General features: G+C 43.8%; 11 protein-coding genes. 1 reads left to right on the plus strand and 10 read right to left on the minus strand.

From position 1 onward, the window contains the following. Positions 1 to 28: 28 nt before the first annotated feature. Positions 29 to 2,296 (plus strand): glycoside hydrolase family 127 protein, encoded by a 2,268-nt coding sequence (locus tag IEY34_RS10255; RefSeq protein WP_189011038.1) that lies wholly within the window; start codon positions 29 to 31, stop codon positions 2,294 to 2,296. Between the two features lie 151 nt (positions 2,297 to 2,447). On the opposite strand, the gene IEY34_RS10260 is transcribed toward IEY34_RS10255, so the two are convergent. The 10 genes from IEY34_RS10260 to IEY34_RS10320 all read right to left on the minus strand — a co-directional run bounded on the left by IEY34_RS10260 (position 2,448) and on the right by IEY34_RS10320 (position 26,549). Further along, positions 2,448 to 2,651 carry a hypothetical protein gene (locus IEY34_RS10260; protein WP_189011041.1) on the minus strand — a complete coding sequence of 68 codons (204 nt, stop codon included), beginning with the start codon at positions 2,649 to 2,651 and terminating at the stop codon, positions 2,448 to 2,450. 81 nt (positions 2,652 to 2,732) lie between these two features. Then, entirely contained in the window at positions 2,733 to 9,503 is a 6,771-nt protein-coding gene (locus tag IEY34_RS37505) for a family 43 glycosylhydrolase (RefSeq protein ID WP_308422995.1), read from the minus strand. 266 nt (positions 9,504 to 9,769) lie between these two features. Next, complete coding sequence (locus IEY34_RS10285; protein WP_189011043.1) at positions 9,770 to 14,353, minus strand: family 43 glycosylhydrolase; 4,584 nt, start codon at positions 14,351 to 14,353, stop codon at positions 9,770 to 9,772. A 16-nt stretch (positions 14,354 to 14,369) separates the two neighbouring features. Beyond that, positions 14,370 to 16,079, minus strand: coding sequence for an S-layer homology domain-containing protein (locus IEY34_RS10290; RefSeq protein WP_189011045.1), 1,710 nt, complete (start codon positions 16,077 to 16,079; stop codon positions 14,370 to 14,372). Positions 16,080 to 16,193: 114 nt separating this feature from the next. Beyond that, complete coding sequence (locus IEY34_RS37510; RefSeq protein ID WP_189011047.1) at positions 16,194 to 19,667, minus strand: carbohydrate-binding protein; 3,474 nt, start codon at positions 19,665 to 19,667, stop codon at positions 16,194 to 16,196. A gap of 77 nt (positions 19,668 to 19,744) precedes the next feature. Continuing rightward, positions 19,745 to 20,737 (minus strand): S-layer homology domain-containing protein, encoded by a 993-nt coding sequence (locus IEY34_RS10300; protein ID WP_189011049.1) that lies wholly within the window; start codon positions 20,735 to 20,737, stop codon positions 19,745 to 19,747. A gap of 287 nt (positions 20,738 to 21,024) precedes the next feature. Continuing rightward, the gene (locus IEY34_RS10305) at positions 21,025 to 22,071 is read right to left on the minus strand and encodes an ABC transporter substrate-binding protein (RefSeq protein ID WP_189011051.1); all 1,047 of its coding nucleotides are present in this window, start codon (positions 22,069 to 22,071) and stop codon (positions 21,025 to 21,027) included. 23 nt (positions 22,072 to 22,094) lie between these two features. Beyond that, the gene (locus IEY34_RS10310) at positions 22,095 to 24,158 is read right to left on the minus strand and encodes a methyl-accepting chemotaxis protein (protein WP_189011053.1); all 2,064 of its coding nucleotides are present in this window, start codon (positions 24,156 to 24,158) and stop codon (positions 22,095 to 22,097) included. 410 nt (positions 24,159 to 24,568) lie between these two features. Further along, positions 24,569 to 25,531 carry a galactofuranose ABC transporter, permease protein YjfF gene (gene yjfF, locus IEY34_RS10315; protein WP_189011055.1) on the minus strand — a complete coding sequence of 321 codons (963 nt, stop codon included), beginning with the start codon at positions 25,529 to 25,531 and terminating at the stop codon, positions 24,569 to 24,571. Further along, complete coding sequence (locus IEY34_RS10320) at positions 25,524 to 26,549, minus strand: ABC transporter permease (protein WP_189011057.1); 1,026 nt, start codon at positions 26,547 to 26,549, stop codon at positions 25,524 to 25,526. The genes yjfF and IEY34_RS10320 overlap by 8 nt, the downstream gene beginning before the upstream one ends. Between the last annotated feature and the right edge of the window lie 3 nt (positions 26,550 to 26,552).

The following is a 26,552-nucleotide window of genomic DNA, read 5'->3' on the forward strand; positions in this document are numbered from 1 at the left end:
TACTACAAGAGCGAGAGGATGATGGTTAATGAAAGCACTCACCAACCCTACCACTTTAAGGCATTTCGGGCTTAATCAAGTCCAATTATCGGATGATATTCTTACTCATGCATTTAAGCAAGAATGGAACTATTTGACCAGCTACGAAGCCGACCGCCTTCTTGCCAGCTTTCGTGAAACAAAGGGCTTGCAGCCGAAAGCAGAAAAATACCCGGGGTGGGAGAACACTGAAATCCGGGGCCATACATTAGGCCACTATTTGACTGCTATCTCACAAGCTTATTCGCAAAAGAAAGATAAGGATATGCTCGCAAGAATCGAATACCTTGTTGCAGAATTAGCCCAATGCCAACAGGAAAGCGGCTATCTATCCGCTTTCCCCGAAACGTTATTTGACAATGTAGAGAATCGCAAACCCGCTTGGGTGCCCTGGTATACCCTGCACAAAATTATTGCAGGCCTGATTGCCGTCTATCATGCTACAAAGCTGCAGCAAGCATTTCATGTCGTGAACCGTCTGGGCGATTGGGTGGCGAACCGGGCCCTCGCATGGACAGCCGAAGTTCAAACTACCGTGCTGGCTGTGGAATATGGCGGCATGAACGATTGCCTGTACGATCTTTACAATCTGACAGGAAACAACCGGCATCTTGAGGCCGCCCACCGGTTCGATGAGATCAGCCTGTTCGATGCGCTTCGGGAGGGAAGAGATGTACTGAAGGGCAAACATGCCAACACGATGATTCCGAAGTTTATCGGAGCATTGAACCGGTATTTGACACTTGGGGAAAGCGAACGCAGCTACTTTGAAGCGGCCGTTAACTTCTGGGATACCGTTGTGTACCACCACAGCTATATCACGGGCGGAAACAGTGAGTGCGAGCATTTCGGCGAACCTGATGAGCTGGACAGCAAACGTTCCGATGTTACCTGCGAGACATGCAATAGCTATAATATGTTGAAACTGACCAAAGAGCTGTTCAAACTTACGCAAGATATCAAATACGCTGATTTTTACGAGCGAACTTATCTGAACGCCATCTTATCATCCCAAAATCCGGACACTGGCATGACGATGTATTTTCAGCCCATGGCAACCGGATATTTCAAACTCTACAGCTCCCCGTTTGAACATTTCTGGTGCTGCACCGGTACCGGTATGGAAAGTTTCACCAAACTAAATGATAGTATTTATTTCTATGCCGATAACCAGCTATATGTTAATCAGTTCGTAAGCTCGAAACTGCTTTGGCAAGAGCAACATGTGACGATTACGCAGTCCACCTCACTCCCTCAAACCGATAGGGTTCATCTAACAGTCGAAACGATGGAGCCAAAGCAGCTTGCCTTGCACATTCGTATCCCTTATTGGGCGGCAGAAGCGATTGAAATGACAGTTAACGGAGAAGGTGTTTCACCTATTGTCGAGCGGGGTTATGCGATTATCAACCGGATTTGGCAGGATGGCGATACAATTGGGCTGCGAATTCCGATGAAGGTTGCCTATTCCCGCCTGCCTGATTCACCTCATGTCATTGGGCTCCAATATGGCCCGGTTGTTCTAAGCGCAGCACTTGGCACCGAAGATATGGTCGAATCGAAAACCGGTATTATCGTCAGCGTTGCGACCAGGCGAATGATCCTCAAAGATTATATCGTCCCGCAAGGCATGCGTGTCGAGGAATGGCTTGGCCGTTTCGATGAGCATGTGATTCGTCTAGGCGAAGATTTGGCGTTTGCTCTTAAGCATACAGACGAAGATGAGCGGCTTGTCTTTACACCTCACTACAAGCAGCATCGTGAAAGATACGGCATTTACTGGAGCCTACTGGACCTAGGGTCTGAAGAGCTCAAGAGGCATGTGGAGAAAGAGGAACGGGAACGGAACATGAGAGAGGCTACCCTTGATGCGATACAAATCGGAAATGACCAATACGAATTAGAGCATCAGGTAAAGGGAGAACGAACATACGGCGGTACGTGGGAAGGATTGAACGGAAGAATGGTTGCAGCCGGTGGATGGTTCAGCTATCAGATGAAGGTTCAGCCAGGAGCTGAGTTAGCCGTGACCTTTAACCAACTTCACACGAATAGAAGCTGTGACATCTTTATTGACGGAGAGCTATTAGCCACCGAGATGTTCACGAAAGAATGGAAGCGGATGTTCTACGAGCGAATCTTCGTCCTTCCTGATTCATTAACTGCAGGTAAGGAAGCCGTAACCATCAAGTTCATGCCGCGCGAAATGGAGAATGGCATCTATGGCGTTCTTCGTACGCTTAAACGTACGACTTAAGAAAACGCTGAAAAAGTCATCATTGCAGTTTTATTTGCAAAGATGACTTTTTTGTGAATAACTTCTCTCTTGATCGATCAAATCATTGCAGCAGTTTTTCTTATGATTTTCCTAAGCATCCTGTAACTGTGAGGCACAATTCGAGTCAGCACTATATCTGATCGGCCGCGATTACAAGGATATTCTCTTGCATACAAGCATACGCAGTAAAAGAGAGCCCGTTTTCCGAGGAAAGCTCGTTTTCACTTATCAGCTTTTCCTTCATCTTGAGAAGAAGCCCTTTCGCGTTACTATTATCAACTCTGACTGATACGGTATATTGATGCTTTTTTTTAATAGTATCCATTTCCAACATATATAAGTCCCTCCCATATTTGCCCTATCCCTTGCTCGGAAGCAATGTTTAAGGGATAGGGCGCAAGATTAGTTTATGTGATCATGATATTAAAGCAGATTTCCGTAACAACTGTTGTACCAACTTAGCAACCTCAGCTCTTGTAATATAAGCTTTCGGTGCAAGATTAGCTTCGTCTCTTCCACTTACAATGCCTGCTTGGATGCTATCAGCCATGCCACTCAGTGCCCAAGGTGCGCTTTCTGTTGCATCTGTGTAAGCACGTAATACATCAGCGGCATTGTGGTTAGTAAGTTTCGCTTGCAAACCGGTGATCGCCATCGCTTTAGCAATAATAACCATGGCCTGCTCCCTGGTAATCTTGTCTCCAGGACGGAAGGTGCCATCCTCGAAACCGTCAATAAGATGGCTGGATTGAGCCGTCATGATTGCACTACTATACCAATCCTCAGCCTTTATATCGGAGAAGTTCGGTGTTCTATTCTCCAACTTCAAGCCCAATCCTCGAACTATGATGGCAGCAAACTCGGCACGAGTAATATCTGCCTCGGGATTGAATAAGCTATTGCCAATCCCACCTATGATCATTCTTGAACCCAAGTCGTTCACAGCATCTTTCGCCCAGTGCGCCGAGACATCAGAGAATAATACTGGATGCCAAATCAGAGAGTACGTACTGTTCGTTAAGCTGCTAACCTCTGCATAATACTTGCCGTCTATAATGACAAGTTTAGTTGGTACATGACGAACAGTTCCATCTGGTTCTATAACAACTGCTGTTGTAATCTTATTCGGATCTACGCCATCCGGAATGCCAATCGTACGTTTCACATAGGCGTTGAATTTAGATAGATCGATGATCTTGTCTCCGTATGCAGCTCCAATTGTAAAGTCGATCGAAGGCACAACAAGCGTAAACTGATCTTTGTCTGCCGCATTCTCCACGACTTTCACCATATCATCTGTTGGCTTCGCGATTTTAATTTGGATCGTAATGTCTTGCAAAGCCACTGAATCGCCGACTTGACCAGAGATCGCGCGAATATCGATCAGCTGTGAAGGCAAGGTATACGTTGCACGATCTGTTTTAATCTCCAGATCAGCTTTATTTTCTTGCAAGCTTTTGACCATCTGAGCGTTCAGTTGCCCAATCACAATATCGGAATTGCCAGTAACTCGCACAGTAATGTTAGCCTTCTCCCCTGCCGCTGCGAGCAATTGAACCAATTTCAACTGGTCGATTGTAATCGTCGTGACCGTTTGGCCATTAACTTGGGTTTCAGCTGTACTTCCTACACTCTCTTCCTTACCATTTACTAGAATGTCTGCCTCTTTACGGCTAGAATCTGGTGTTGTTGTAGTACTGCTACCACCGTTGTTACCGCTGTGATTGTCATCACCACCACTACTTAGAGGACTCACCGTAATCATCGTTGCGGCTGTCTTCTTCGTGCTTCCGGCGCTGACTGTTAATTTAAGCGTTCCCGTACCGGCAGATACTCCTCTAATTGTAACTTTATCTTGGTTGCTTTCGCCTACAATGCTAATACTACCAGTTGCTTCCCATAGATACGTTGCACCCGTTACGCTAGGTGGATTGATCACTGAGTTAAAAGTCAATTGATCATTCACCGTAACCGATTGCGATCCGCCTGTGATAGTGACTGATTGTAAAGGATTGACAGGGTCGACGCTCGATGGAGACACCGTAATCGTCGTTTCAGCAGTCTTTTCTATGCCTCCGGCATTGACTGTTAATTTAAGCGTTCCCCTACCGGCAGAAACTCCTCTGATTGTAACCGTAACTTGGTTGCTTTCACCTACAATGTTAATACCACCACTTGCTTCCCATAGATACGTTGCACCCGTTACACTAGTTGGATTGATCATAGAGTTAAAGGTTAATTGATCATTCACTGTAACCGATTGCGATCCGCCTGTGATCGTGACTGATTGCAAATAATCTACAGGGTCGACGCTCGATGGAGACACCGTAATCGTCGTTTCGGATTTCTTCTCCGTCCCCCCCGCAAGAACTGTTAATTTAAGTGTACCTGTCCCCGCATTGGTTCCTTTGATTGTTACCGAATCCTTGCTGTTGTCTCCTATGATGCTAATACCGCCACTAACTTCCCATAGATAAGTTGCTCCCGTTACGCTAGATGGATTGATCATGGCGTTAAAAGTCAATTGATCATTCACCGTAACCGATTGGGCTCCCCCTGTGATATGGACTGATTCTAACGGAATGACCACAGGCCCTGGTGCCTTCACGTTGAATTTCCAATAGTCCATATTAAATAACTTACTTCCCGATCCAGAGAACATGAAGAAGATATTATGAATACCTTTAACATTCTCCACATCCGCTTTCAGCAGCTGCCACACTTGATCTCCACCTGTTGGAGCGACATCAAGGGTACCAATCACTTCACCAATCGGACTATCCAGACGTATTTCTACTTTGCCGCCTACGGTCGATGCCATGTTCGCTTCGAATGAAGCTGCTCCTTTGTCACCGAAGTCTGCGTTCGACACAGCAAGCCAGTCTCCATTATTGATATCTGTAACATCAAGGTTAAGGCTTGCTAGCGGGTTGCCTGGCGCTGTGCTCACCTCAGTAAGAATACCTGCGTTCCAAGCAATTGTTTCAGCTTCAACTCTAGTATAAGGATCAAGATTCGCTATCTGGGATACACCTTTCATATCCCCCTTAATATCTTTAATTAATCCGTTATCGTAATACTCGACCTTATTAATATGAGGAGAACGATATCCTTTGCCATCTCCTACGACAGCTTTACTGACCGTTTGAGCATGGTAAACCACATACCACTGATCATTAAATTCGAAAATCGCATGATGGTTATTACCGCCAACGCCAAAGAATACAGATGGGTTTTTCAAGATTGGTGAAACGTAAGTAAACGGACCCATCGGACTGTCACTTACCATGTAAGCAATTTCTCCAGGGGGAGGTGTTCCATCCGGGTGTGTACCAGAAAAATTAGAGCAATACGAGTAATAATATTTGCCATTGTATTTGTGAATACCTGAATCCTCAAACATATAAGGCGCATCAATTGTAACAGCTGCCCCTGCCATATGAATCATATCATCAGCTAACTTCACTACTCTAGCCGTTTTCGGATGTGCAATTTGCTCTGGGGTTGGATTCGGATCTCCAGGTATACCCCCACCAAAATAGAGATAACCAGTTCCATCATCATCAACCAATACGGCTGGGTCAAACAGCCATGCTACACCCGGAACTCCAGGGCTGCTGCTCGTGATCAAAGCTTGGCCCAGAGGATCAGTCCACGGACCAATCGGACTATCCGCAGTGAGCACACCAATTCCACTAGCACCATTTGCGAAATAAAGGAAGAATTTATCTACACCATTAATTTTCTTATGTGCGGCTGCTGGCGCCCAAGATAGATCTGCCCATTTGGCAACACCTGCGCCATTATTCACATTATTCTTTCCAGCTACCGGGATTGCACCATGATCTGTCCAGTTGACCATATCAGCAGATGATATCACAAATATTCGATTCAAATTGCTAAATGAATTATCTTTGATTTTTCCATTTGCATCATACTCATAATCGTCACTTGACATATAAATGTACACTCTGCCGTCATAAACCATCGCAAACGGATCTGCTCCTAATTTATGACTCATAAGCGGGTTCGCATACCCTGGAATCTTGGCATATGCTTTTGTAGGCAGTTGCTTTAATCCAATGTTTGATACGGCATTGTTAACATTGTATCGAACATTTCCACCATCAACTTTGATGTAATCCGTCTTCATTTGAACGGTTTGATCAGCAGGGACAAAACCATTCACCTTTAGCTTAATCGTAGCGAACACATCAGAAGATTGATTGTTGGCAAAGTTTACGGTATTTCCAGTCACATGTAAAAGCAACTGATTGTTGGCAAACGTATAGGAAGTATCTCCAACAATATTAGCCGCATTAAAGTCTACACCCGTTACTGTAAGCTCCTTCGGTATATTGAAGGAAGCTGAGATTGCTGAATAATTCCCATTCGGTAAGGCATTCATTTGGACCGGAACTTGCAGCTCGATATTCTGAACTCCGATCACATTCGGTACATTGGCTAAATTTGCTTGAAGTACTGTTGCAGGCGAATTCGCTCCTGTCAATTTATCATCTATTCTAAAATAGTCAAAATCAACAATACCGCCTGTTGTTTTCGTTGCATAGTTGAATAAACCGAAACGATAGCCCATAAAATGAGGCAATGTATAATGCATTTGCAGCGTATTCCCTATCGCAGTCCACGTAAAGCCGTTAAGGCTGTAATAGAAATAAGCCTTATCTGTCTGATTTTTATAATCAAAATCAATTTTGAAATATACGTTATCCTGAGTTACAGGAATACTAGCTTTTTCAACTGGCGTTCCAGTACTGCCATCCATCATAACAATGGACTTCGAAGTCCCGGACATTTTCACTCCAACGAATCCATACTCTTTTTGGAATGCAGCTAGTCCTGCATAATCGCCATCTTTCATCTTGCTGATATCCAGTGCAACATTTCCTGAGCTTTCTGGACCAAATGTTCTCTGAGTCAGTGTATTTCTGGCATTAAGAATACTTGTACTCTTTCTTCCGGTAGTAAGTCTTAGATAGCCAGGACGCTCCGTAAGGGACCAGTGGTTATTATCGGGATTATGATTCCATTGCCACGCGAATCCAAGATTTGATCCATTGTAATCGTATTCCCCGTTCTTCGCTTTATCCAAACCGCCAGCGGGCGTTGCGTCTATTAAGGAAATATCATCGACATAGAAATCCATTAAATCATTCGTCAGATCTTGCGCTGCTGTCCAGGAAGTTTCAATAAATATACGCGGTTGATTAAACACAGCATTGTCAGGAACTGTATAGGTTCCTTCAATTGTGCCCCACACACCCTTGGTCATAACGCCAGATCCAAGAACCTTAATCGTCTGCCAATCTCCATCTTGGATATCGAAATTAAATGTTCTCGCAGCAGGACCTGAGTTATATTTCACTTTGGCAGAAAACTTATATTTACTGCCAGCCGTTACTTTTCCGGTAACAAACTGCTGCACACCCGCTCCAGTTGCTGTCCTTCCACTAATAAATAAACTATTGGTTCCGCTAAAATGCTCATTCGTTGACACCGCAACCGTTGCCGTATCATGTTTTTCCCAAGGAGTTATCCCCTTTTCCATCTTACCATTTGTCAAAAGATTCCCGTCAGGTGTAACATCAACGAAAGAAATATCATCGACATAGAAATTCATTAAATCATTCGTGGGATCTTGCGCTGATGTCCAGACCGTTTCAATAAATATACGCGGTAGTGTGAAAGTTGCATCAGTCGGCACTGTATAGGTGCCTTCAATTGTGCCCCATACACCTTTGGTTATGACGCCAGATCCAAGATTCTTGATCGTCTGCCAATCTCCATCTTGGATATCGAAAATGAATTGCTTCGTAGCAGGACCTGAGTTATATTTCACTTTTGCGGAAAATTTATAGGTAGCCCCCGCTTTTATTTTTCCAGTAATAAATTGTTGCACACCAGCACCAGTAGCTCCCCTGCCGCTAATATATAAACTATTGGTTCCACTAAAATGCTCATCCGTTGTTACCGCAACCGTTGCAGTATCATGCTTCTCCCACGGTGTTAACCCGTTCTCCATCCCACCGTTTATCAAAAGTTCGGTTCCTTCATTTACAGGCAGTGGTGTCACAGGTGTTGGCACTGTCGGTGATGTGGTTGAAGGCGTAGAGGTATTGATAACGGTATGCGAAGCCCCGATTTTTTGGGAGCTTTGATAGAATTCATCAGAAGCTACCAAATTGTTCTTAGATGCTACACCACGAACGGGAATCGCCATACTTGGTGGAACCGTACCGTTAATGCCAAATACGGGCCAACTATCATTCCATGTAACTGGCACTAGGTAAGGTATCCGTCCGACTGAGCCACGGTCTCCAAACAACATGGCATACCATTTGCCATCAACGGTATCAATCAAACCGCCTTGTGCAATACCAGCATTGTTTAAGGCAACTTTACCTTCATATACACCATCAATACGGTCTGCTCGATGCATGATTTCAACACGACCAGAATTCTTAGGCCATGTTATATTGAATACGTAATATTTACCGTTAATTTTTTGAATATGCGTGCCTTCAGCTTGAAGACTGACATTCTCCGCTGTACTTGCAACTAGGCTTGCATTAGGAATAATGACTTTATTAAGGCCGCCTGCTTTGATGGCGGTTGCATCTGGAGTCAGTTCAATTGCTTTAATATCGCCGCCGCCATAAACCATATAGACTCGTCCATCATCATCAAACAGCAATGACAAGTCATGATAAACGCCATCAAGCTCTGAATGGGTCCATGGACCCTTTTCTATATCTGTTGTTTGATAGATATAGGTTTTGCCAGTATCATAAGAAGGAAATGCCACGTAATATTTGCCATTATGGTATCTTAAGCTGCTTGCCCATGAACCTTTCCCATAATTGTCTTTTCCATTTCTAAGTGCTTGTTCATCATTATCAGCAAGCATATCGTAAACATAATTGACGATTTCCCAATTTTTGAGATCATATGATTTCATAATAGGAACACCAGGGTTCATATGCATGGTTGTGCTACTCATATAATAAGCATCACCTACTCTGATGACATCGAGATCTGGAACGTCAGCCCATATAAATGGGTTCTCTAGGGTGTCTTCATTGGATTGTGCATATATCGAAGCACTTGGTACAATACTTAGTAATAATGTAAGCGCTAATAAAAATACGGTTAGCTTCTTGCTCATATGCATAAGACCCCTCTCATGTTTCATCTTTACTGCCATTTGTTACACTCCTTCTCAGTAATTTGTAGGCAACAAATTACTATGATGTGATATTTACTGTTTACAGTTTAACTTAAACGTAATCATTTCAGAATGTAATTTCTTATTCGAAAAGTGAAGATTTCTATGAATTGACTTCGTAAATTCCAATAAAAATCGACAAATACGAACAGGCCCTATCCCTATGAAGATTTCTATCGGGATAGGGCCTAACTAGCATTCAGTTTTTATTGGGGGATCTTGGATGCCACATACGCAAGATCACTAATATCGATCTTATTATCGTTGTTCATATCTGCAATCTTGGCTGCCGCCCAGTCTGTGTCGGTGGAATTCTTACCGTAATAGTAAGCAACCATCGCAAGGTCACCTACATTGATGCTTCCATCCTTGTTGAGATCTGCAGACTTCATAACTGCTGTTTTGAAGGCATCTACTGCACTGCCAAGTAGCGTTACGCTATTATCAACCTGGGACTGTGTTGCACTTTGGTTGTCTTTTACAGCATTCGCTGCATGGATAGCTGCACCGAATGCCTCCTTGGCTGCCTGCGGATATTGACCCTCCGCTGTACCAACGACCGCTGCGCCATAAAGGCTCTGTGCTTTCGTAATGGCTGATGTCAACGCAGTCTTATCTACAACCACCTCAATATTGCCGACTGAAATGCTCTTACTGCCAAGAGCCGCCTCAATCACGGTTCCTTCCGGAGCCACACCAAGCTTTGCCTGGGTAGCTGCAATGGTTCCGCTGGTATTCTGAACACCGGCTTTTACCTTGAAGGTTAGATTCAGCACTGGCGTACTGGCTCCAGATATCCCCACTCCGGTACTGGCGGTTATGAGTCTAACTTTCCCGGCAGTGGCTTTGTCCTCTGCCGCGATCTGGATGTTGTTATTGGCACCTGCCGCACTCACATAATCAAATAAGGTGGAATCATAAGACAGGGTGATATCCTGGGCATAAACACTTTGTGTCACATTGTTCAGGCTAACTGCCACTGTAAAGCTGCTTCCAGGTTTCACACTGCTGTCTGCTGAAATGGCAGCTGTAGGTACTAGTGGCTGCGGCCAAACAGGATCTGTGGTTGCATCGCTTGTGGTGACATATATCCGGTCTATGATTAAGCCAGATTCCCTTCCCCATAGGTTCAATTCATGCACACCAGCGGTAATATTCAATGGCGTGCCACCAGTTACAAGTGTACCCCCGTTGCTGAGATTGACCCATTTAAACTGACTGTTACTCACGTTCTGAATACCGTTAGAAGTGAATTTATATGTATTATCCAATCCAACGTGGACGGAGTCCGTTTGGAAACTATGACTCTTGGCAAGTATCCAGACATAGTAGGTTCCTGCAGTCGTAAAGTTGATCTTGTAATTCAGTCGGGAACCCGCAGCGAGGCTGGCAGCATCAGTACCTGATGTGACGGCAGTACCATCATCTGGACTAAATTGCATAGCTTTCGTGGACAATCCGTCAACAAGCGACCAAGTATGGCCATTTGCGGTGCCAAATACATAGGCATTAGCTGAGTTTGCTGCTGCAGTTTCTGCCTCAACGGCCACGATGGCTGGTGTATTAAAATTAATGGTATATACCGTAGCTTGTAAGCCTTCCCTGCTCACAGTCACCGTGGCCTTTCCAGGTACTGCCGATGCTTGTGTAAGCGTAACACTCGCGCCAGGATCATTTGAAGCCGCAGTAACTTGCGGCGGAACCGATCCTGCAGGAACATCTAGAGAATAGGTGTATGTACTTGGACTAAACCCATTCACTTGTATATCGTTTACCTGGAGTGACTTCAAATTCGTGTCAAAGTTTGAACCAACCAACTTGTCATCTAATTTGAAATCGTCGAAGTCAACGTAACCACCTGTTGTCTTTGTTGAATAATTGAATAAGGCAAAACGGTAGCCCATAAAATGCGGTAGTGTATATGACATTTGAAGTGTATTTCCTATGGATGCCCACCGCTCACCCTCAAGACTGTAATAGAACTTTGCTTTATCTGTCCTATTCTTAAAGTCCAACTCACTCCTTAAATAAACGGTGTTCTGAGTGAGAGGGACACTTGCTATTTCCACTGCTGATCCTGAACTTCCATTCACCATAACAACAGATTTGGTAGTACCGGACATTTTAACACCGACAAACCCGTAGTTCTGTTGGAATGCGGCAATTCCTGCATAATCCCCGTCTTTCATATGGCTAACATCGATAGCAATGGTTCCTGAACTTTCCGGTCCGAAGGTTCTTTGTGTAAGCGTATTTCTGGCATCAAGAATACTAGTGCTCGTTCTTCCGGTAGTGAGTCTTAGATACCCTGACCGATCGGTAAGAGACCAGAATCTATGATCAGGATTATGGTTCCATTGCCATACGAATGCCAGATTGGATCCATTGTAGTCATTTTCTCCACTAGCTACTTCTGTATGATAAGCGCCAACTTTCTGATTTCTCTGATCGAAGTTATCTGATGAAACCCAGGATTTTGAGAGTACGGCAGGAATTCCCGTATCATTGACATCCCCGAATACTGGCCATCCATCCTGACTCCATGTCATCGGCATAATGTAAGGTATACGTCCTACGGACCCATAATCCTGGAACAACATGCCGTACCATTTTCCGTCAGCCGCTTGAACAATTCCCCCCTGTGCTACACCAGCACTGTTGGAAGTACTACCCGATCTTAAAGCAATCTTCCCTTCATAAGTGCCATCTATTGTATCAGCCCTGTGTACTAGTTCTGTACGAATGCTCCCAGATGGCCATGATATATTGAAGATGTAATATTTGCCACTAATTTTATGAATGTGCGAGCCTTCAGCTCCAAGCCCACCGGAGCCTCCGGGAGCGCTTGCATTTTGAATGATTGTTTTATTCATTCCGCCTGCTTTGATCGCTGTGGCATCTGAAGTAAGTTCAATAATCTTAATGGCTCCGCCGCCATATACCAGATATACACGTCCGTCATCATCAAACAGCAATGACATATCATGATAAACACCACCGGCAAGCTCATACTTCTCCCATGTGCCCTTCTCTATGTCGGTGGTTTGAAAGATATACGTTTTACCCGTATCATTGGAAGCAAATACCACATAAAACTTGCCATTATTGTATCTTATGCTGCTTGCCCATGAGCCTTGCCCGTATATGTTCTGCCCATTCGAAAGCGTTTGTTTATCCGTAGACGCAAGAATATCATACACATAATTGACGATTTCCCAATTTACGAGATCCTTGGATTTCATAACAGGAACACCAGGATTCACGTGCATGGTAGTACTGGTCATATAATAAGTATCCTTTACTCTGATCACATCAACATCCGGTACATCCGCCCATATGATTGGGTTCTTGGCAATCGGTGTATCAACGTCTGCATAGAAAGTTGTAACACTTTTCCCCTTAAGCGTGGTTTGAAGTGAGCTTCCATTTACAGTGGTATCGCCTATATTTGCAATATTCTCACTAGACGAAGTTCTATAAGTAGTAAACGATTTTACAGCTTTACCATTTACGTTGAACGTTAATGCAGTGTCAGTGTCGTTGTCATTTATAGCTGTAATAACTAACTTTCCATTGGTAGGGTCTTTATACGCTGTTGTATATACACCCGTTGCTGGGCTTACATCCGAATTGACTCTTTTATAACCCGGCCTGATAAATCTGCTGTATTGACCAAGAGTAAACAATCTTTTATTCAAATCGTAACTTTTGACAGCACCATTATCATCCGTATGAAATGTAATCAGTGCGCCTTTATCCCCAACAGAATTTACACTGTCTTTTGTGTTATTCCAGAGCCACCAGTAGTTAAACGCATTGACTTCTGCTACCGTCATATCCTTATGGATCATTTTCGCCCAATAGATACCGTCATTTATGGTTGGATCATTGGGTTCACCAATAGATGCTTCTGTCACCCACAATTTTTTATTATAAAGCTTTGTTTGCGTCAGCCACTTCGCGCCAAGATTAGGGTCCTGCTGAGTTACGGCATATTGGTGTACACCAACAATGTCTACGCGATCCCTGCTATCGGCATCATTCAATGTTGGAACAGCCAGCTCTTCACTGAAATTCAACCCCTCTGGCATAATCAGCTTCGCAGTCACACCTTTTTGTGCAAAAGTAGGTTTGAGATAGCTCTTTACGAAATTATGGAAATCATCCGCTGTCCAACTGCTAGATTCATAATTCGGCGCCCAGTTTGGCTCATTTTGTATAGATACGGCTGAGATATCGATTCCCTTATTGGTCTTAAATCCAGTCACATAGTCAGCTAGGAAATCAGCATATGCCTGATATTTATCAGTTCTGAGCTTCCCACCGATTTCTCCGTATGTTCCTGTGCTGCCAGTCTTCATAAACGGCGGAGGCGTCCAGGGAGTAGTGAAAAATTTGGTTACGTTATAATCCGTTTTTATTTTATTAAACAGCCAGGTTGTACCAATAATATCCCAATTATTCCAATTCCATGTGCCTGATTCCGAAACGATGTCATAAGGAAGCCTATTTCTTACCATACTAAGTCCTGCGCCATTCGAAGTACTAAAAAGCGCATCCAGTATTTCCTTCTGTGGTGGGTTTGCGAGATTCTGTACAATCCCTGTCGACCAAGCGTTGGATGCACCAAAGCCGTCGATTTCCTGCTTTTCAATATTATAATCAATATTAACCGTTGGGATGGAGGCGGCATGAGTACTCTTATGAAAACTAAGCATGGTTGTTAAAATAAGACTAAGACAAAGTGAAATTTGTAAACCAGCTCTTGATCCAACTCTTTCTTTCTCCATTTTTCTCTTCCCTTCTTTAAAATGATTCTTGATAGAGTCTGTAGATGACTGCAGCTGCTTGTGCCCTCGTCGATTTCCCTTTTGGTTCAAAATAGCCCTCTGCCACTCCGTCCATTAAGCCTGCCTGTGTGGCAGCCCAAACAGCATCCTTGGCGTATGTAGAGATTTGATCCCCATCAAGGAAATTTGAAGTTGCACCATTTGCTTGTACAGTCATAGAACTCATAATCTTGGAAGCCCGATAAATAAGCACCGCCATATCTTCACGACTAATCTGGTCGTTCACACCGAAGCTGCCGTCATCTTTGCCTTGAACGAGGCCGATCTTCTGTGCTGAGGCTATGGAATTGTAGTACCATGCACCCGCGTCAACATCTGTGAAGGCTGCAGTTGCTGAAGAATCTGCTAGATCGAAGAGTTGAATCAACATCTTAACGAACTCTGCTCTTGTTACCTCCCCAGCCGGCATATAATGGCCCTTACTTCTACCGTTCACTACTTCACGAGCTGCCAAGCCAAGAACACCCTCGTTTGCCCATGTATACCCATTCATGTCACTAAAGGAAACCTGAACATGGTTAGCCGTGTACTTGCTGAAGTGCGTAGGTAGAAATTGTACGCTACCTGTATCGGTGTTGTATCTACCATTCCTCACTACTTCCAGTTTGCCATCTTCTGTAATATAGTAGATGACCACCTGATAAGGATTTTCATTAGGTCCCAATTTATAAGGTAATTCTACGATGACACTGTTCTTGATAAAGGTTGTGATTTTGCTGCCATCTAAACTCAGATTAAAATCGTACACAACAGAATTTCCGATTTGGTCTCTTATATCCTGCGAAAGGTTAGCAGGGTCTGCCTTTGCAATACTTAATTGCAAATTAGATGTATCCGACAGGGTCCTTGTATCAAGAACAGCTCGATGAATGGAAACTGTAGCAAGCGCTGTCTCAACCCTTAGCGTCTTGACGTCACCCGATTCTGAACGGAGCTGCTGAAAATGCATTGCCGGCAGATTCAATTGGAGTTCCTTAACGTCAGAACCTGAGTTGACTTTAATCGTTACCGATTCATCTTTGGAATTTTTGCCCGCTTCAAGAAGAGCTTTTGACCCTACATGAATAGAAGCAACACCATTGGTAGCATTCCATGCGTCAATTAACAAAATAGATGTACCTGAGGTACTCGGCGTTGACGAAATCCCCCCCTGTTGGGAACCGGAATTGGAGCCAGAGTTTGAATTATTACTGACCGATAACGTCATTCCGTTACCCATCTTCCCATTCGTTTTTTCCAACTGACTATTGATAGTTGTCAAAGAACTGAAGGAAACGGAAGCTGCCCCTGCTTTGGAAGCTTTAAACGAAAGCGCAAATAAATCCTTATTCCCTATCAGTCCATCCCTGGTTCCTGTTAACGTAAACACCAGCAATATTTTGTTACCTTGTACTTTAGGTTCAAGCACGTATGCTTGATTACCAAGGCTGCTTGTGTAGCCCGTATACGCCAGTTGCTGTTCATCATACGTTAATTCCATCTCGGCAGCATATAAGTCTGTAAGGGCTTCACCTGCAACGACAATCGTTACGTTGTTTCCAAACTCGACACTTGTAGCCGAAGAGCGCAATACAACTTCATCAGTTGATTGTGCTGCCACCGTCAAAGGGAGTTGCATGGCAATGAACAGAATAGCTAGGAAGAAAAATTGAAATTTGAGTTTCATGTTCACGATCCCTCATTATAAGAAACGAGCGATGGGGACAAGCGTCTCCCATCGCTCGTTTCTTGGATTTAGTCATTTTGAGCGATTACGATCTACTACGAATGTGCGGGTCACTTATTGAAGTATCTTGGATGCCACATACGCAAGATCACTAATATCGATCTTATTATCGTTGTTCATATCAGCATTCTTGGCTTTTGTCCATTCTGTGCTGTTGGAATCCTTACCGTAATAATAAGCTACTATAGCAAGGTCACCTACATCGATGCTTCCATCATTATTGAGATCTGCAGATTTAATTACGGCTGCCTTGAAGGCAGCAACAGCACTGCCAAGTAGCGTTACGCTATTATCAACCTGGGACTGCGTCGCACTTTGGTTGCCATTCACGGCTTTTGCTGCAGTGAGGGCTGCACCGAATGCATCCTTGGCTGCTTGCGGGTATTGACCGGTCGCTGTCCCTACAACTGCACTGTCATACATACTCTGTGCACTCGCAATAGCTGTTGCCAAAGCCGTCTTATCTATTACCACTACAATAGCGCCTACTGAAATGGTCTTACTGCCCAGAGCCGCCTCAATCACGGTTCCTTCCGGAGCCACACCGAACTTTGCCTGCGTAGCTGCAATCGTTCCGCTGGTATTTTGAACACCGGTTTTTACCTTGAAGGTTAGATTCAGCACCGGTGTACTGACTCCAGATATCCCAACTCCGGTACTGGCGGTTATGAGTCTAACTTTTCCGGCAGCAGCTTTGTCCTCTGTCACGATCTGGATGTTGCTATTGGCACCTGCCGCGTTCACATAGTCAAATACGTTGGAATCATAAGACAAGGTGATGTCCTGGGCATAAACACTTTGTGTCACGTTGTCCACACTAACTCCCACTGTAAAGCTGCTTCCAGGCTGCACAGTGCTGTCTGCTGAAAGTGCAGCTGTAGGAACAAGCAGCTGAGGCCACACAGGATCTGTCGCTGCATTGCTTGTGGTTAGATAGATTCTGTCAATTGCAAGTCCATCTTCCCTTCCCCAGAAGTTCAATTCATGTACGCCAGCGGTTACATTCAATGTTGCTCCACCAAACATACCGCCGCTAGTACCACTGATATTCGCCCATTTATACTGACCAAGGGTTACTCCCTCAATTCCATTGGTAGTGAATTTATACTGATTATCTAATCCAACGTGGACGGAGTCCGAATCGTAACCAAGCGTCTTGACAAGTATCCAAACATTGTAAGCTCCTGCAGTCGTAAAATTAATTTTATACCCAAGTCTCGAATTGGCAGCGAGAGAGGCTGCATCCGTACCTGACGCAGTAAACCCATTGTTAGGCCCAAAAAACATAGCTTTCGTGGTCTGTCCGTCAACAAGCGACCAGGTATGACCACTTATGGTGCCATTTACATAGGCATTGGCTGTGTTTTCTGCTGCTGTCTCGGCCTCTATGGCCACTACGGCAGGGGTATTGACAAGTACACTAATTTGCGATGTTGCAGCAGCGCCTAATGCTCCCTTAAAACTTACAGTAACATTGGCTGTTCCGCTTGCTTTAGCCGTTATTGTACCGCCCGCAACTTCGGCAATAGCAGGACTTGGATTGGTATACGTTGCTGTTTTTGTTACATCTTCCGTGTGTCCGTCAACATATTCTGCTGTTACTTTAAATGTTGCCGTTTTGCCAGAATCCAGCGCAACTGAACCATTGTCAATGGTAATCTTCTTCACCGTCAGTTCGCTGTTCAAGTCTTTTACAAGCATATGAAGTGTATCTGTTTTTCCGCCATAGCTTATATCAATGCTTGCGGAGCCATAGCCCACCCCAGTGACAACTCCGTTGTTAGCGCTTACAATACCGCTTTGTGCCAGTGTTGCAACGGCCTGAGCAGTAACATCTGCACTTGTTCCATCGGCATATATGGCTGAAACCTTCATGTTAGCCTGATTGGTTCCGGAAACAATATCAATCTTTTGTTTATCAATGGATGCGTTGATTGCAACTAGATCATGAGCAGCTGTCTTTTGTTCGAATTGCCAAGAATCTACCTTGAAGAGATTACCTGCTGATGCTCCCGTGTATACCATATATACATTATGGACTCCTGTAGCACCAGAAACACTTGTTGTTTTTGTCTTCCAAACATTGTCTCCACCTGTGTTGGAAATGGGAAGTGTCCCGATTAATGTGCCAGTAGCACTGTCAAGATGAAGTTCAATGTTTCCGCCGCCCGAACCACTCGCAACATTAGCTTTGAAAGTTCCGGCGCCTGCAGCACCAAAATCAACTTTGGATACTGCAGTCCAGTCCCCATCATTGATGTCGCTGACAGCAAGGTTAATACTGCTTACCATGCCTCCTGGCTGAGTAGTGGTTTCAGTGGATATTCCGCCATTCCAACCAATGGTTTCGGCCTCAACCCTTGTATAGGGATTCAAATTTTTCAGTTGCGGTACACCTGCGTAATCGCCAGTAATAGGCTGGATAACTCCGTCTGCACCAAAACTTACCTTATTGATGTTTGTATTCCGGTATCCATGCGGTTGCCCACCCATTTGTGGATACATACCGCTTTCAGCCATTGCCTTTGCAACGGTCTGTGCGTGGTAGGTAACATACCACTGGTTGTTGAATTCAAAGATCGCATGGTGGTTGTTGCCTCCAACGCCGAAGAACGTAGCAGGGTTGGGCAGTATTGTTTTGACAAAGGTAAATGGCCCCATCGGGTTGTCACTTACCATATAACCAATCGCCCCTGTAGGTATATCCGACGGATGCCCGCTAGAGAAGTTCGTACAATAGGAGTAATAATACTTCCCGTTGTATTTGTGGATACCTGAATCCTCAAACAACCACGGCGGATTGATGCGTCCAAGCGTTCCGCCACTAGCAGTCAGATCCAAACTAATCATATCCGCCCCAAGCTTTGCAACACGTGCGGTTCCCGGGTCAGCATCTTTCCCCGTCGGAATACCGCCGCCGAAATACAAGTAACCGCTTCCATCATCGTCAACCAGTACCGCTGGGTCAAACAGCCACGTGACATCACTAGCCCCTGGAGTACTTCTACTTACTAATTGTTTGCCAATTGGATCTGTAAATGGGCCGATCGGACTATCCGCTGTAAGCACACCAATGCCGCTTCCATTATCCGCAAAATAAAGGAAGAACTTCTCCTTGCCATCTATCGTTTTATGTGCAGCCGCCGGCGCCCAGGAGTTGTTGGCCCATTTTGCCGCACCTTGCGCCCCTGCTGCAAGGATTTCCCCGTGGTCTGTCCAGTTCACCATATCATCGGACGAAACAACCGTAATCTTATTAATCTTACCGTATCCGTTATCCTTAACTGTCCCGTCAGCATTGTACTCCAATACATCATTGGTCATGTAGACATAAACTCTGCCATTATAAACCATAGCATAGGGATCGGCACCAAACTTTTGCGTGAATAGCGGATTGTTATTACCAGGTGTTTTGGCCAGCGCTGGAGTGAGCGTCGAAGCTGCTGCTTGCTTCTCCATAACTGGGCTTAATGTGAATGCAAGAGTTAAAGCCATCGTCATTCCTAGCATTTTCTTCAATTTCTTCATAGAACAACCTCCGCTTTATTATTTGAATTTTCAATTAATTCTAGATTTGACTCGACTCCGGATGCCCCCATCTTAATCTACATGTTCAATACCCTATGTATAATAACGGCTGCTTCCGCTCTTATCGCCGTATCATTTGGCTTGATCATGCCATTGTAGCCCTGAATGATTCCTTCCTTGAGCAATTGAGCCAAAGGGCCTGCTGCATAAGCTGCTACCTCACTCGAATCACTAAAGCTGCTTAAGTCTGAAACTGACTCGTCCAGCATTTTTCCGGCTATTTTCATTGCTCGTTCAGCCACCACCATCATATCCTGCCTGGATATACTTAGTCTCGGCTCGAACAGGGTGTCGCCCGTTCCCTGAGCAATGCCAAGTTTCCTGGCTACCCCTACCTCTTGGTAATAATAGTCGGACGGTTCTACATCATTGAAATTGCCATCTACTTCTGCATTAAGATGTAGAGCTCTGACCAACAAGCAAATAAAGTCTGCCCTGGTAATATTGTCCCCTGGACTAAAGGTAGTAGCCGAAGTTCCTTTGATGATTCCCGAAGATGCTAACGCCTCTATCTCCGTATTTGCCCACTCATAGCCTTGGAGATCGACGAAGGCAGTTCCATAACTGTATACAGTTGCTGCAAGACTCGAATCCAGAGCCTTCACGGATACCAGCTTAATATTGGCATTTCCCTGGGCCTTTTCTTTGAAGATGATGGTACTCAGGGCTAATTTCCCTTGCACTCCGGCCTTCTTCCCAACTTGTGTAAAGGCTATCGTCATTTTCCCGTTATCTACCTTTGGAGGTATGTAAAAACCCTCCAGCTTCGACTCCCCTTTAACCAACTCAACGATATCAGGATCGAATGTAATCAGCACTTCATAGGCATAAAGGTCTTTTAAGTTGTTTCCATTCACCGTAACTTCCAGCTCTTGATCAAGTAAAGCGCTTTCAACACTTTTGCTCAGCGTGAAGGCGGTCCCCCCTTCTGCATATCCTGCTCGGGGGAAGCAAGCAACTATCATCACTGCAATAACACATACTACGAAAGTTAATTTCCCTTTTCTCATGTTAATCTCCTTAGAATGCATAATATCCCTTCCCCGGACCCACAAATAGCGGCATTCCCCACACACTCCTTTCAGTCATTTGTAATTATCCAATTTACTGTACTGTGATAATTACTGTGTGATTAGTTTAACTTAAACGCAAGCACTTCAGAATGTAATTTCTTATTAGAAAAGTGAAGATTTCTATGAATTGAACGTGCTAGATTTTCCCCCTATTTCATCGTTGAAAAGTATACATTTACTATAAAAAAACAACACAAAATTAATGTAATCATTCCTTTTTTACTCTAATAACTTCTAGCAGCAATCTCACCCGCCGCAGTTACCTGTGTAAACACATTTTCTGGCGTAACAATTCGTTTAGGCAGTGTGCTGCCTTTCACAACTTCCTTCACAGCTTGAATAAGATTAGGGCCCAGCAACGGATTACACTCAACGACTAGATTAATTTTACCCTCATTCATCTTCTCAAGCGCTTTCCGAGTTCCATCGACGGTGATGACTACAATATCTTTGCCCGGAACTAACCCGTATTCTTCAATCGCCTCTAGGGCACCAAACGTCATATCATCGTTATGGGAATATAAGACGCGAATGTCCCTTCCTGTTTCTTTCAGAAACTTCTTCATCACTTCTTTACCTTTCGCAACGGTGAAATCCGCGTTCTCACTCTTCAAAAATTGTAAATCAGTGCGTGAAGAGATAACGTCACGGAATCCCTTCCCCCGCGCAATGGATGGCGTTGATCCCTCCGTACCTTTTAATTCAACAATGCCTATAGGTTTATTCGATTTGGGAAGTTTATCTAATAAGTACTTCCCTGCTTTCCGACCTTCCTCATAAAAATCCGAACCAATGTGTGTCACATACAGCGATGGATCCGTGACATCGACAAGCCGATCAATAATAATGACTGGAATTCCTGCTTGTTTAACTTCTTTTAATATATACTCCCATCCCGTTTCGACAACAGGAGCAATAGCGATGACATCGACTTTCTGTTTGACAAACTCTCGAATGGCCTCAATTTGCTTCTCTTGCGATTGCTCTGCATTTTGAAATATGAGTTTAACATCTGATTCGATGGCGGAATTTTTAATGGAGGACGAATTGGCAATACGCCACTCACTTTCTGAACCTAGTTGTGAAAATCCTAAGACGGGTTCCTTACGGATGGGAGTCGCAATGGAAACAACATGACTATCTTCCGCCACATGATTAGTAGACTCCTTCACTTGAACTTGCTCACAGCCAAAGAACAGCCCTACAATGCTCATTGTCATGATAAGCTTCGCAAGCGCTGATAACGTCGTTTTCAGTTTACTGAAATGCATAAATTCATGTTCCCCCTACAAAATTATTCCGTCTGAAAGTACGACATTTGTCTCTCTAATTGGCCAGATATCAGATTCAGCCTGGCGGAGAGTTCCAACAATTGATCACCAATTGTTAACTGCGTTGAACAAAGTGAAGCGACTTGCTCTGTTGAAGCTGATGATTGTTGCGATACGGCAGATACTTCGAATATAGCTTGACCAAGCATCGTTTGTACATCGTTTAATTTATTCAGGGAAACTGTAACATCCAATGAACGAGTTATTAACAGATTCATTTCTTCTTGAATTCTTGCAAATAATTTGTATACATCATATACCTCTTGATTCATATCTTGAAAAAATGGAAGTGTATTCGATATCGCTCCTACTGTGGATTCTACCTCTTGTAGTATACTATCCGTAAATTGCCCCACTTCACCTATGGAGGCATTTGATCGTTCTGCCAGCTGACGTATTTCGTTCGAAATGACTTTGAAACTTGCACCTGCGGCTCCCGCTCTGGTTGCCTCTATCGATGCATTTAGCGACAATACTTTGGTGGAGTTTGTAATCTCTTTCAATAATTTCAGAATGGAGCGAACGGAACTTGCCGATTCCTGAAGACTGGTAACTTTCCGTGCTACGTTACGAAAACTTGCTTCGGTATCCTCAGCTTTACGTAAAAGAACAGTTACCGTGCTTCCTCCCGCACTGCAAACATGATCTACCTCTTGCGCTGAACTTGCCATTTTATGTTGAAGCGACAATACATCCGATAAGGAACTACCCATTTGTTCCATACGTGAAGTACCTTCCTCCGCGTTGGAAGCCAAGTCAATGGCGCCATTCGCAATTTGATCTGCAGCTGCATGTATCTCTCTTGCTGACGTTACAGTTACCTCTGCTGCATGGGTCATACGTCGACTAAATTCGGCTACTTCGTTTACACTTTCTCTGGATTTATGGATGAGAACACCGATATTCTCCATCATCTGGTCGTATGCCATTTCTACTTGTCCAATTTCATCCTTTCTCTTATGGACGGATATTCTTCCAGTTAAATTGCCGCTGGCAGCAAGCCTCATAAGCCGCATCATATGTGATAAGGGCTTACCCACCATAAACACAATCCAAAACCCAATCATCAATGCGACGAGAATGTTCAACCCAATAAATAAGTAAGTCATATTGCGAATTTTACTAACAGAATGGGTTAACTCACCTAACGGTGCAATCGCTATGAAGGTCCAATTACTGACTGCAGATTGGCGATAAGCAAGCAAATTATTCGACCCGCTGGTGCTTTTATCTATGAAACTACCTGAAGCTGTTGAATTCGCAGGTAAAGAAACAGTATGCAGGTTCGACACATTGTTATTGCTCAAGATCATCTTGCCAGATTGCGTTGTAATAAGGGTTTCAGCACCTTCACTAAGTTTAAAGCCGTTTACCATCGATTGTAAAACGTTAGCTTCTATTTGAACAAGTAAGATGAAATCGTCGGAGCCAACATTATTTTTCCCCAGCAATCTCCCATAAGCAAAGAGGGGTTTGGGCGAATCGCCTAAATACCCTTTTTCTTCAATGGGCATCCAGACAGGCTTACCGTTCGCACTACGAATAGTTTGAATCCAATTAACCGTTCTTAGCTCTGGATTCAACAATTCTCGTTCCGTACTAATGATTTCAAGTGAATTATGAATGGGTAAGAGTGTGATATCCCGAATACTCTGATCAGATAACGCTAACTGGTCGAATAGATCTCTCATTTCGGAAGTTCTTCGTTGCAACTCAGCCTTACTAATCCCTGCATTAGAAATTTGAAATAAATGTTTAGTAAACGTGCTGTCACTTATGAGTTGATTCGACAAATCTATGTAAAACTGTTGCTTCATATCTAATTTTTCACCAGCTGTTGTGACTAAATCCTGTGAACTTTTTTTCATTAAATCTATGATTGCGTTTTCAGCGATACTTGAAGAAAACACGCCCATACCTGCAACAGAGATACCTAGGGAACAAAAAAAGATGAGGAATAGTTTTGTGCCTATAGATCGACTTGGCAGTTGAAAGAGCATACGCCCCATGATTTTTAATTTTTGCATGTAAGTTCCTCCAAATCATTGCGTTTCAATAGATATCAGGTTAAAACTAAGAGTAACGGCTTCGCCGCCCTGATAAATCAGCCTCTTCTTAGCAGCAAAACCTAGTAAGGGAACTAGAGGACGCTAATTAGGCGAAAAGCAGGGAAGTGAGGGTCATAGCGGAACTACAGGGTCTTATTTTCACAAAAAGCGTAAAAATTCCCATAAAAAAGCAAAATAGCGTACTGTAGTTCCCTTTAGCCCATGATAATGACACTTTTGGCTAGAATAGCACACCGTAGTTCCCTCCCGCCGCGCGAGGCAGCTGGAGTAACTCCGCGTTCACTCGAATACATATAAACTCTTATATGTGAACAAAAAAAAGGGCATTACTCGACAAAACTTGTCAATTAATGCCCTTCCCTCAACTTTTATCTACGTTGCGCCCAGCCTCGTTGACTGAGTAAACGTTGTAAGATAATAAACATAAACAATAAAACGCCAATCACAATCTTCGTCCACCAGGAACTTAAAGTTCCTTCAAAGCTAATGATCGTTTGAATGACACCTTGAATCATAACACCGAAGAAAGTTCCTACAATGTATCCAACGCCTCCTGTGAGAAGTGTGCCACCGATGACAACCGCTGCGATCGCATCCAATTCCATCCCCATTGCGTGCAAGCCATAGCCGGAGAGCATGTAGAAGGTAAAGACCACACCCGCTAGCGCTGAGCAGAAACCACTGAAAGCATAGATTAACATTTTGGTACGCCCGACGGGTAATCCCATCAATAAGGAAGATTGCTCACTTCCACCTAATGCATACGTATTTCTGCCAAAGCGCGTGTAATGTGCAATATAAAACCCTAGAAACACAACCAATAAAGCAATAATGACACTAATGGAAGCAAAGTTACCCCCTGGTAATCTTATCTTCGTTTGAGCCACACTTGTATAGAAGGCATTATCGATCGTAATTGTATTAATGCTAATGATGTAACACAATCCCCTTGCAAGGAACATCCCTGATAATGTCACGATGAAGGGTTCAATCTTGAAATAATGAATGATGGCCCCCATTCCCCAACCAAATAAAGCTCCTATTAACAATACCATTGGTATGACAAGGCCAGGCGGCCAACCGGCTTGGACTAAACTAGCTGAGATCATCGTGGTTAAAGCAATGACGGAGCCGACCGATAAATCAATGCCTCCAGATACGATAACAAATGTCATTCCAACGGCAGTTATTAATAAAAAAGCATTATCAATTAGTAGATTCATCAGCACTTGTAAGGAAAAGAATCCTGTATATCTGAAAGAACCGATAGCGAACATGAGAACGAATAATCCAATGGTCACTAGAATGGGAATATGCTGTTTCTTAAGCATGCTGTTTGACCTCCCTCTCAGCAGGATAATGGCGCGTTTTCCAACGGAAAGCGATCGATTTTCGGAAAGATTCTGATTGAATTAGACATACAATTAGAACAACGAATGCTTTTACAACTAAAGTTATTTCTGGAGGCACACCAATCATATAAATCGTCGTAGTCAGCGTCTGAATGATCAACGCCCCAACTAGTGTTCCTGCTAGGTAGAAGCGTCCGCCTGTTAGTGCTGTTCCGCCAATAACTACAGCTAGGATCGCATCTAATTCGTACCATAATCCAGCATTATTTCCATCCGCGCTTGATACATTCGAGCTTAGAATCAGACCCGCGATTGCGGCGCATAAGCTACAGAACATGTATACGAAGAACATAACCGTTTTCGATTTCACGCCAGCAAGCTTACTTGCCGTTGGTTTACAACCAACGGATTCAATGAATAAACCGAGTGCAGTTTTTCTAGTTAAGAGATAAGCAATGAGGAATACGATAGCCACGATGAATATGGAGAAAGGAAGAGTCAGCAAGGAACCTGCACCAATGAACTTATAGTGCGGGTTGGAAATGGTAATAATTTGTCCACTCGTAATTAACTGAGACACACCGCGACCAGAAACCATTAATATAAGCGTCGCGATAATCGGCTGCATCCCAATATTAGCAACTAAGAAGCCATTCCAAACCCCTAATACAATCGAAGTCAGTAATGCGGTACCAACTGCAATGACCACACTTACTAAGCTGCCATCACCATGACTGATCATAAGACATGCAATGGCTCCTGAAATCGCTACTACTGAACCTACGGAGAGATCAACTCCTTTGGTAGCTGCAATAACTAACGTCATGCCAATAGATACAATCATTAGTGGTGATCCAAAGTTTAAAATATCAATTAGACTTCCATATAGGTGTCCATCCCTCATTTTTATTGCAAAGAAATCAGGGGAGTAGATTAGATTAAATACTAATAACGCACATAAAAAAGTTAGTGGCCAAAACAAATGATGCTTCACCATATT

This window comes from Paenibacillus marchantiophytorum, from assembly GCF_014640555.1.
Taxonomy (GTDB): domain Bacteria; phylum Bacillota; class Bacilli; order Paenibacillales; family NBRC-103111; genus Paenibacillus_E; species Paenibacillus_E marchantiophytorum.

Coding starts and splice junctions, on each gene's coding strand:
- IEY34_RS37510 (WP_189011047.1), bottom strand. CDS start 19,667: ATGAAGAAATTGAAGAAAATGCTAGGAATGACGATGGCTTTAACTCTT.
- IEY34_RS10310 (WP_189011053.1), bottom strand. CDS start 24,158: ATGCAAAAATTAAAAATCATGGGGCGTATGCTCTTTCAACTGCCAAGT.
- IEY34_RS10260 (WP_189011041.1), bottom strand. CDS start 2,651: ATGTTGGAAATGGATACTATTAAAAAAAAGCATCAATATACCGTATCA.
- IEY34_RS10255 (WP_189011038.1), top strand. CDS start 29: ATGAAAGCACTCACCAACCCTACCACTTTAAGGCATTTCGGGCTTAAT.
- IEY34_RS10285 (WP_189011043.1), bottom strand. CDS start 14,353: ATGGAGAAAGAAAGAGTTGGATCAAGAGCTGGTTTACAAATTTCACTT.
- IEY34_RS37505 (WP_308422995.1), bottom strand. CDS start 9,503: ATGAGCAAGAAGCTAACCGTATTTTTATTAGCGCTTACATTATTACTA.
- IEY34_RS10290 (WP_189011045.1), bottom strand. CDS start 16,079: ATGAAACTCAAATTTCAATTTTTCTTCCTAGCTATTCTGTTCATTGCC.
- yjfF (WP_189011055.1), bottom strand. CDS start 25,531: ATGCTTAAGAAACAGCATATTCCCATTCTAGTGACCATTGGATTATTC.
- IEY34_RS10320 (WP_189011057.1), bottom strand. CDS start 26,549: ATGGTGAAGCATCATTTGTTTTGGCCACTAACTTTTTTATGTGCGTTA.
- IEY34_RS10305 (WP_189011051.1), bottom strand. CDS start 22,071: ATGCATTTCAGTAAACTGAAAACGACGTTATCAGCGCTTGCGAAGCTT.
- IEY34_RS10300 (WP_189011049.1), bottom strand. CDS start 20,737: ATGAGAAAAGGGAAATTAACTTTCGTAGTATGTGTTATTGCAGTGATG.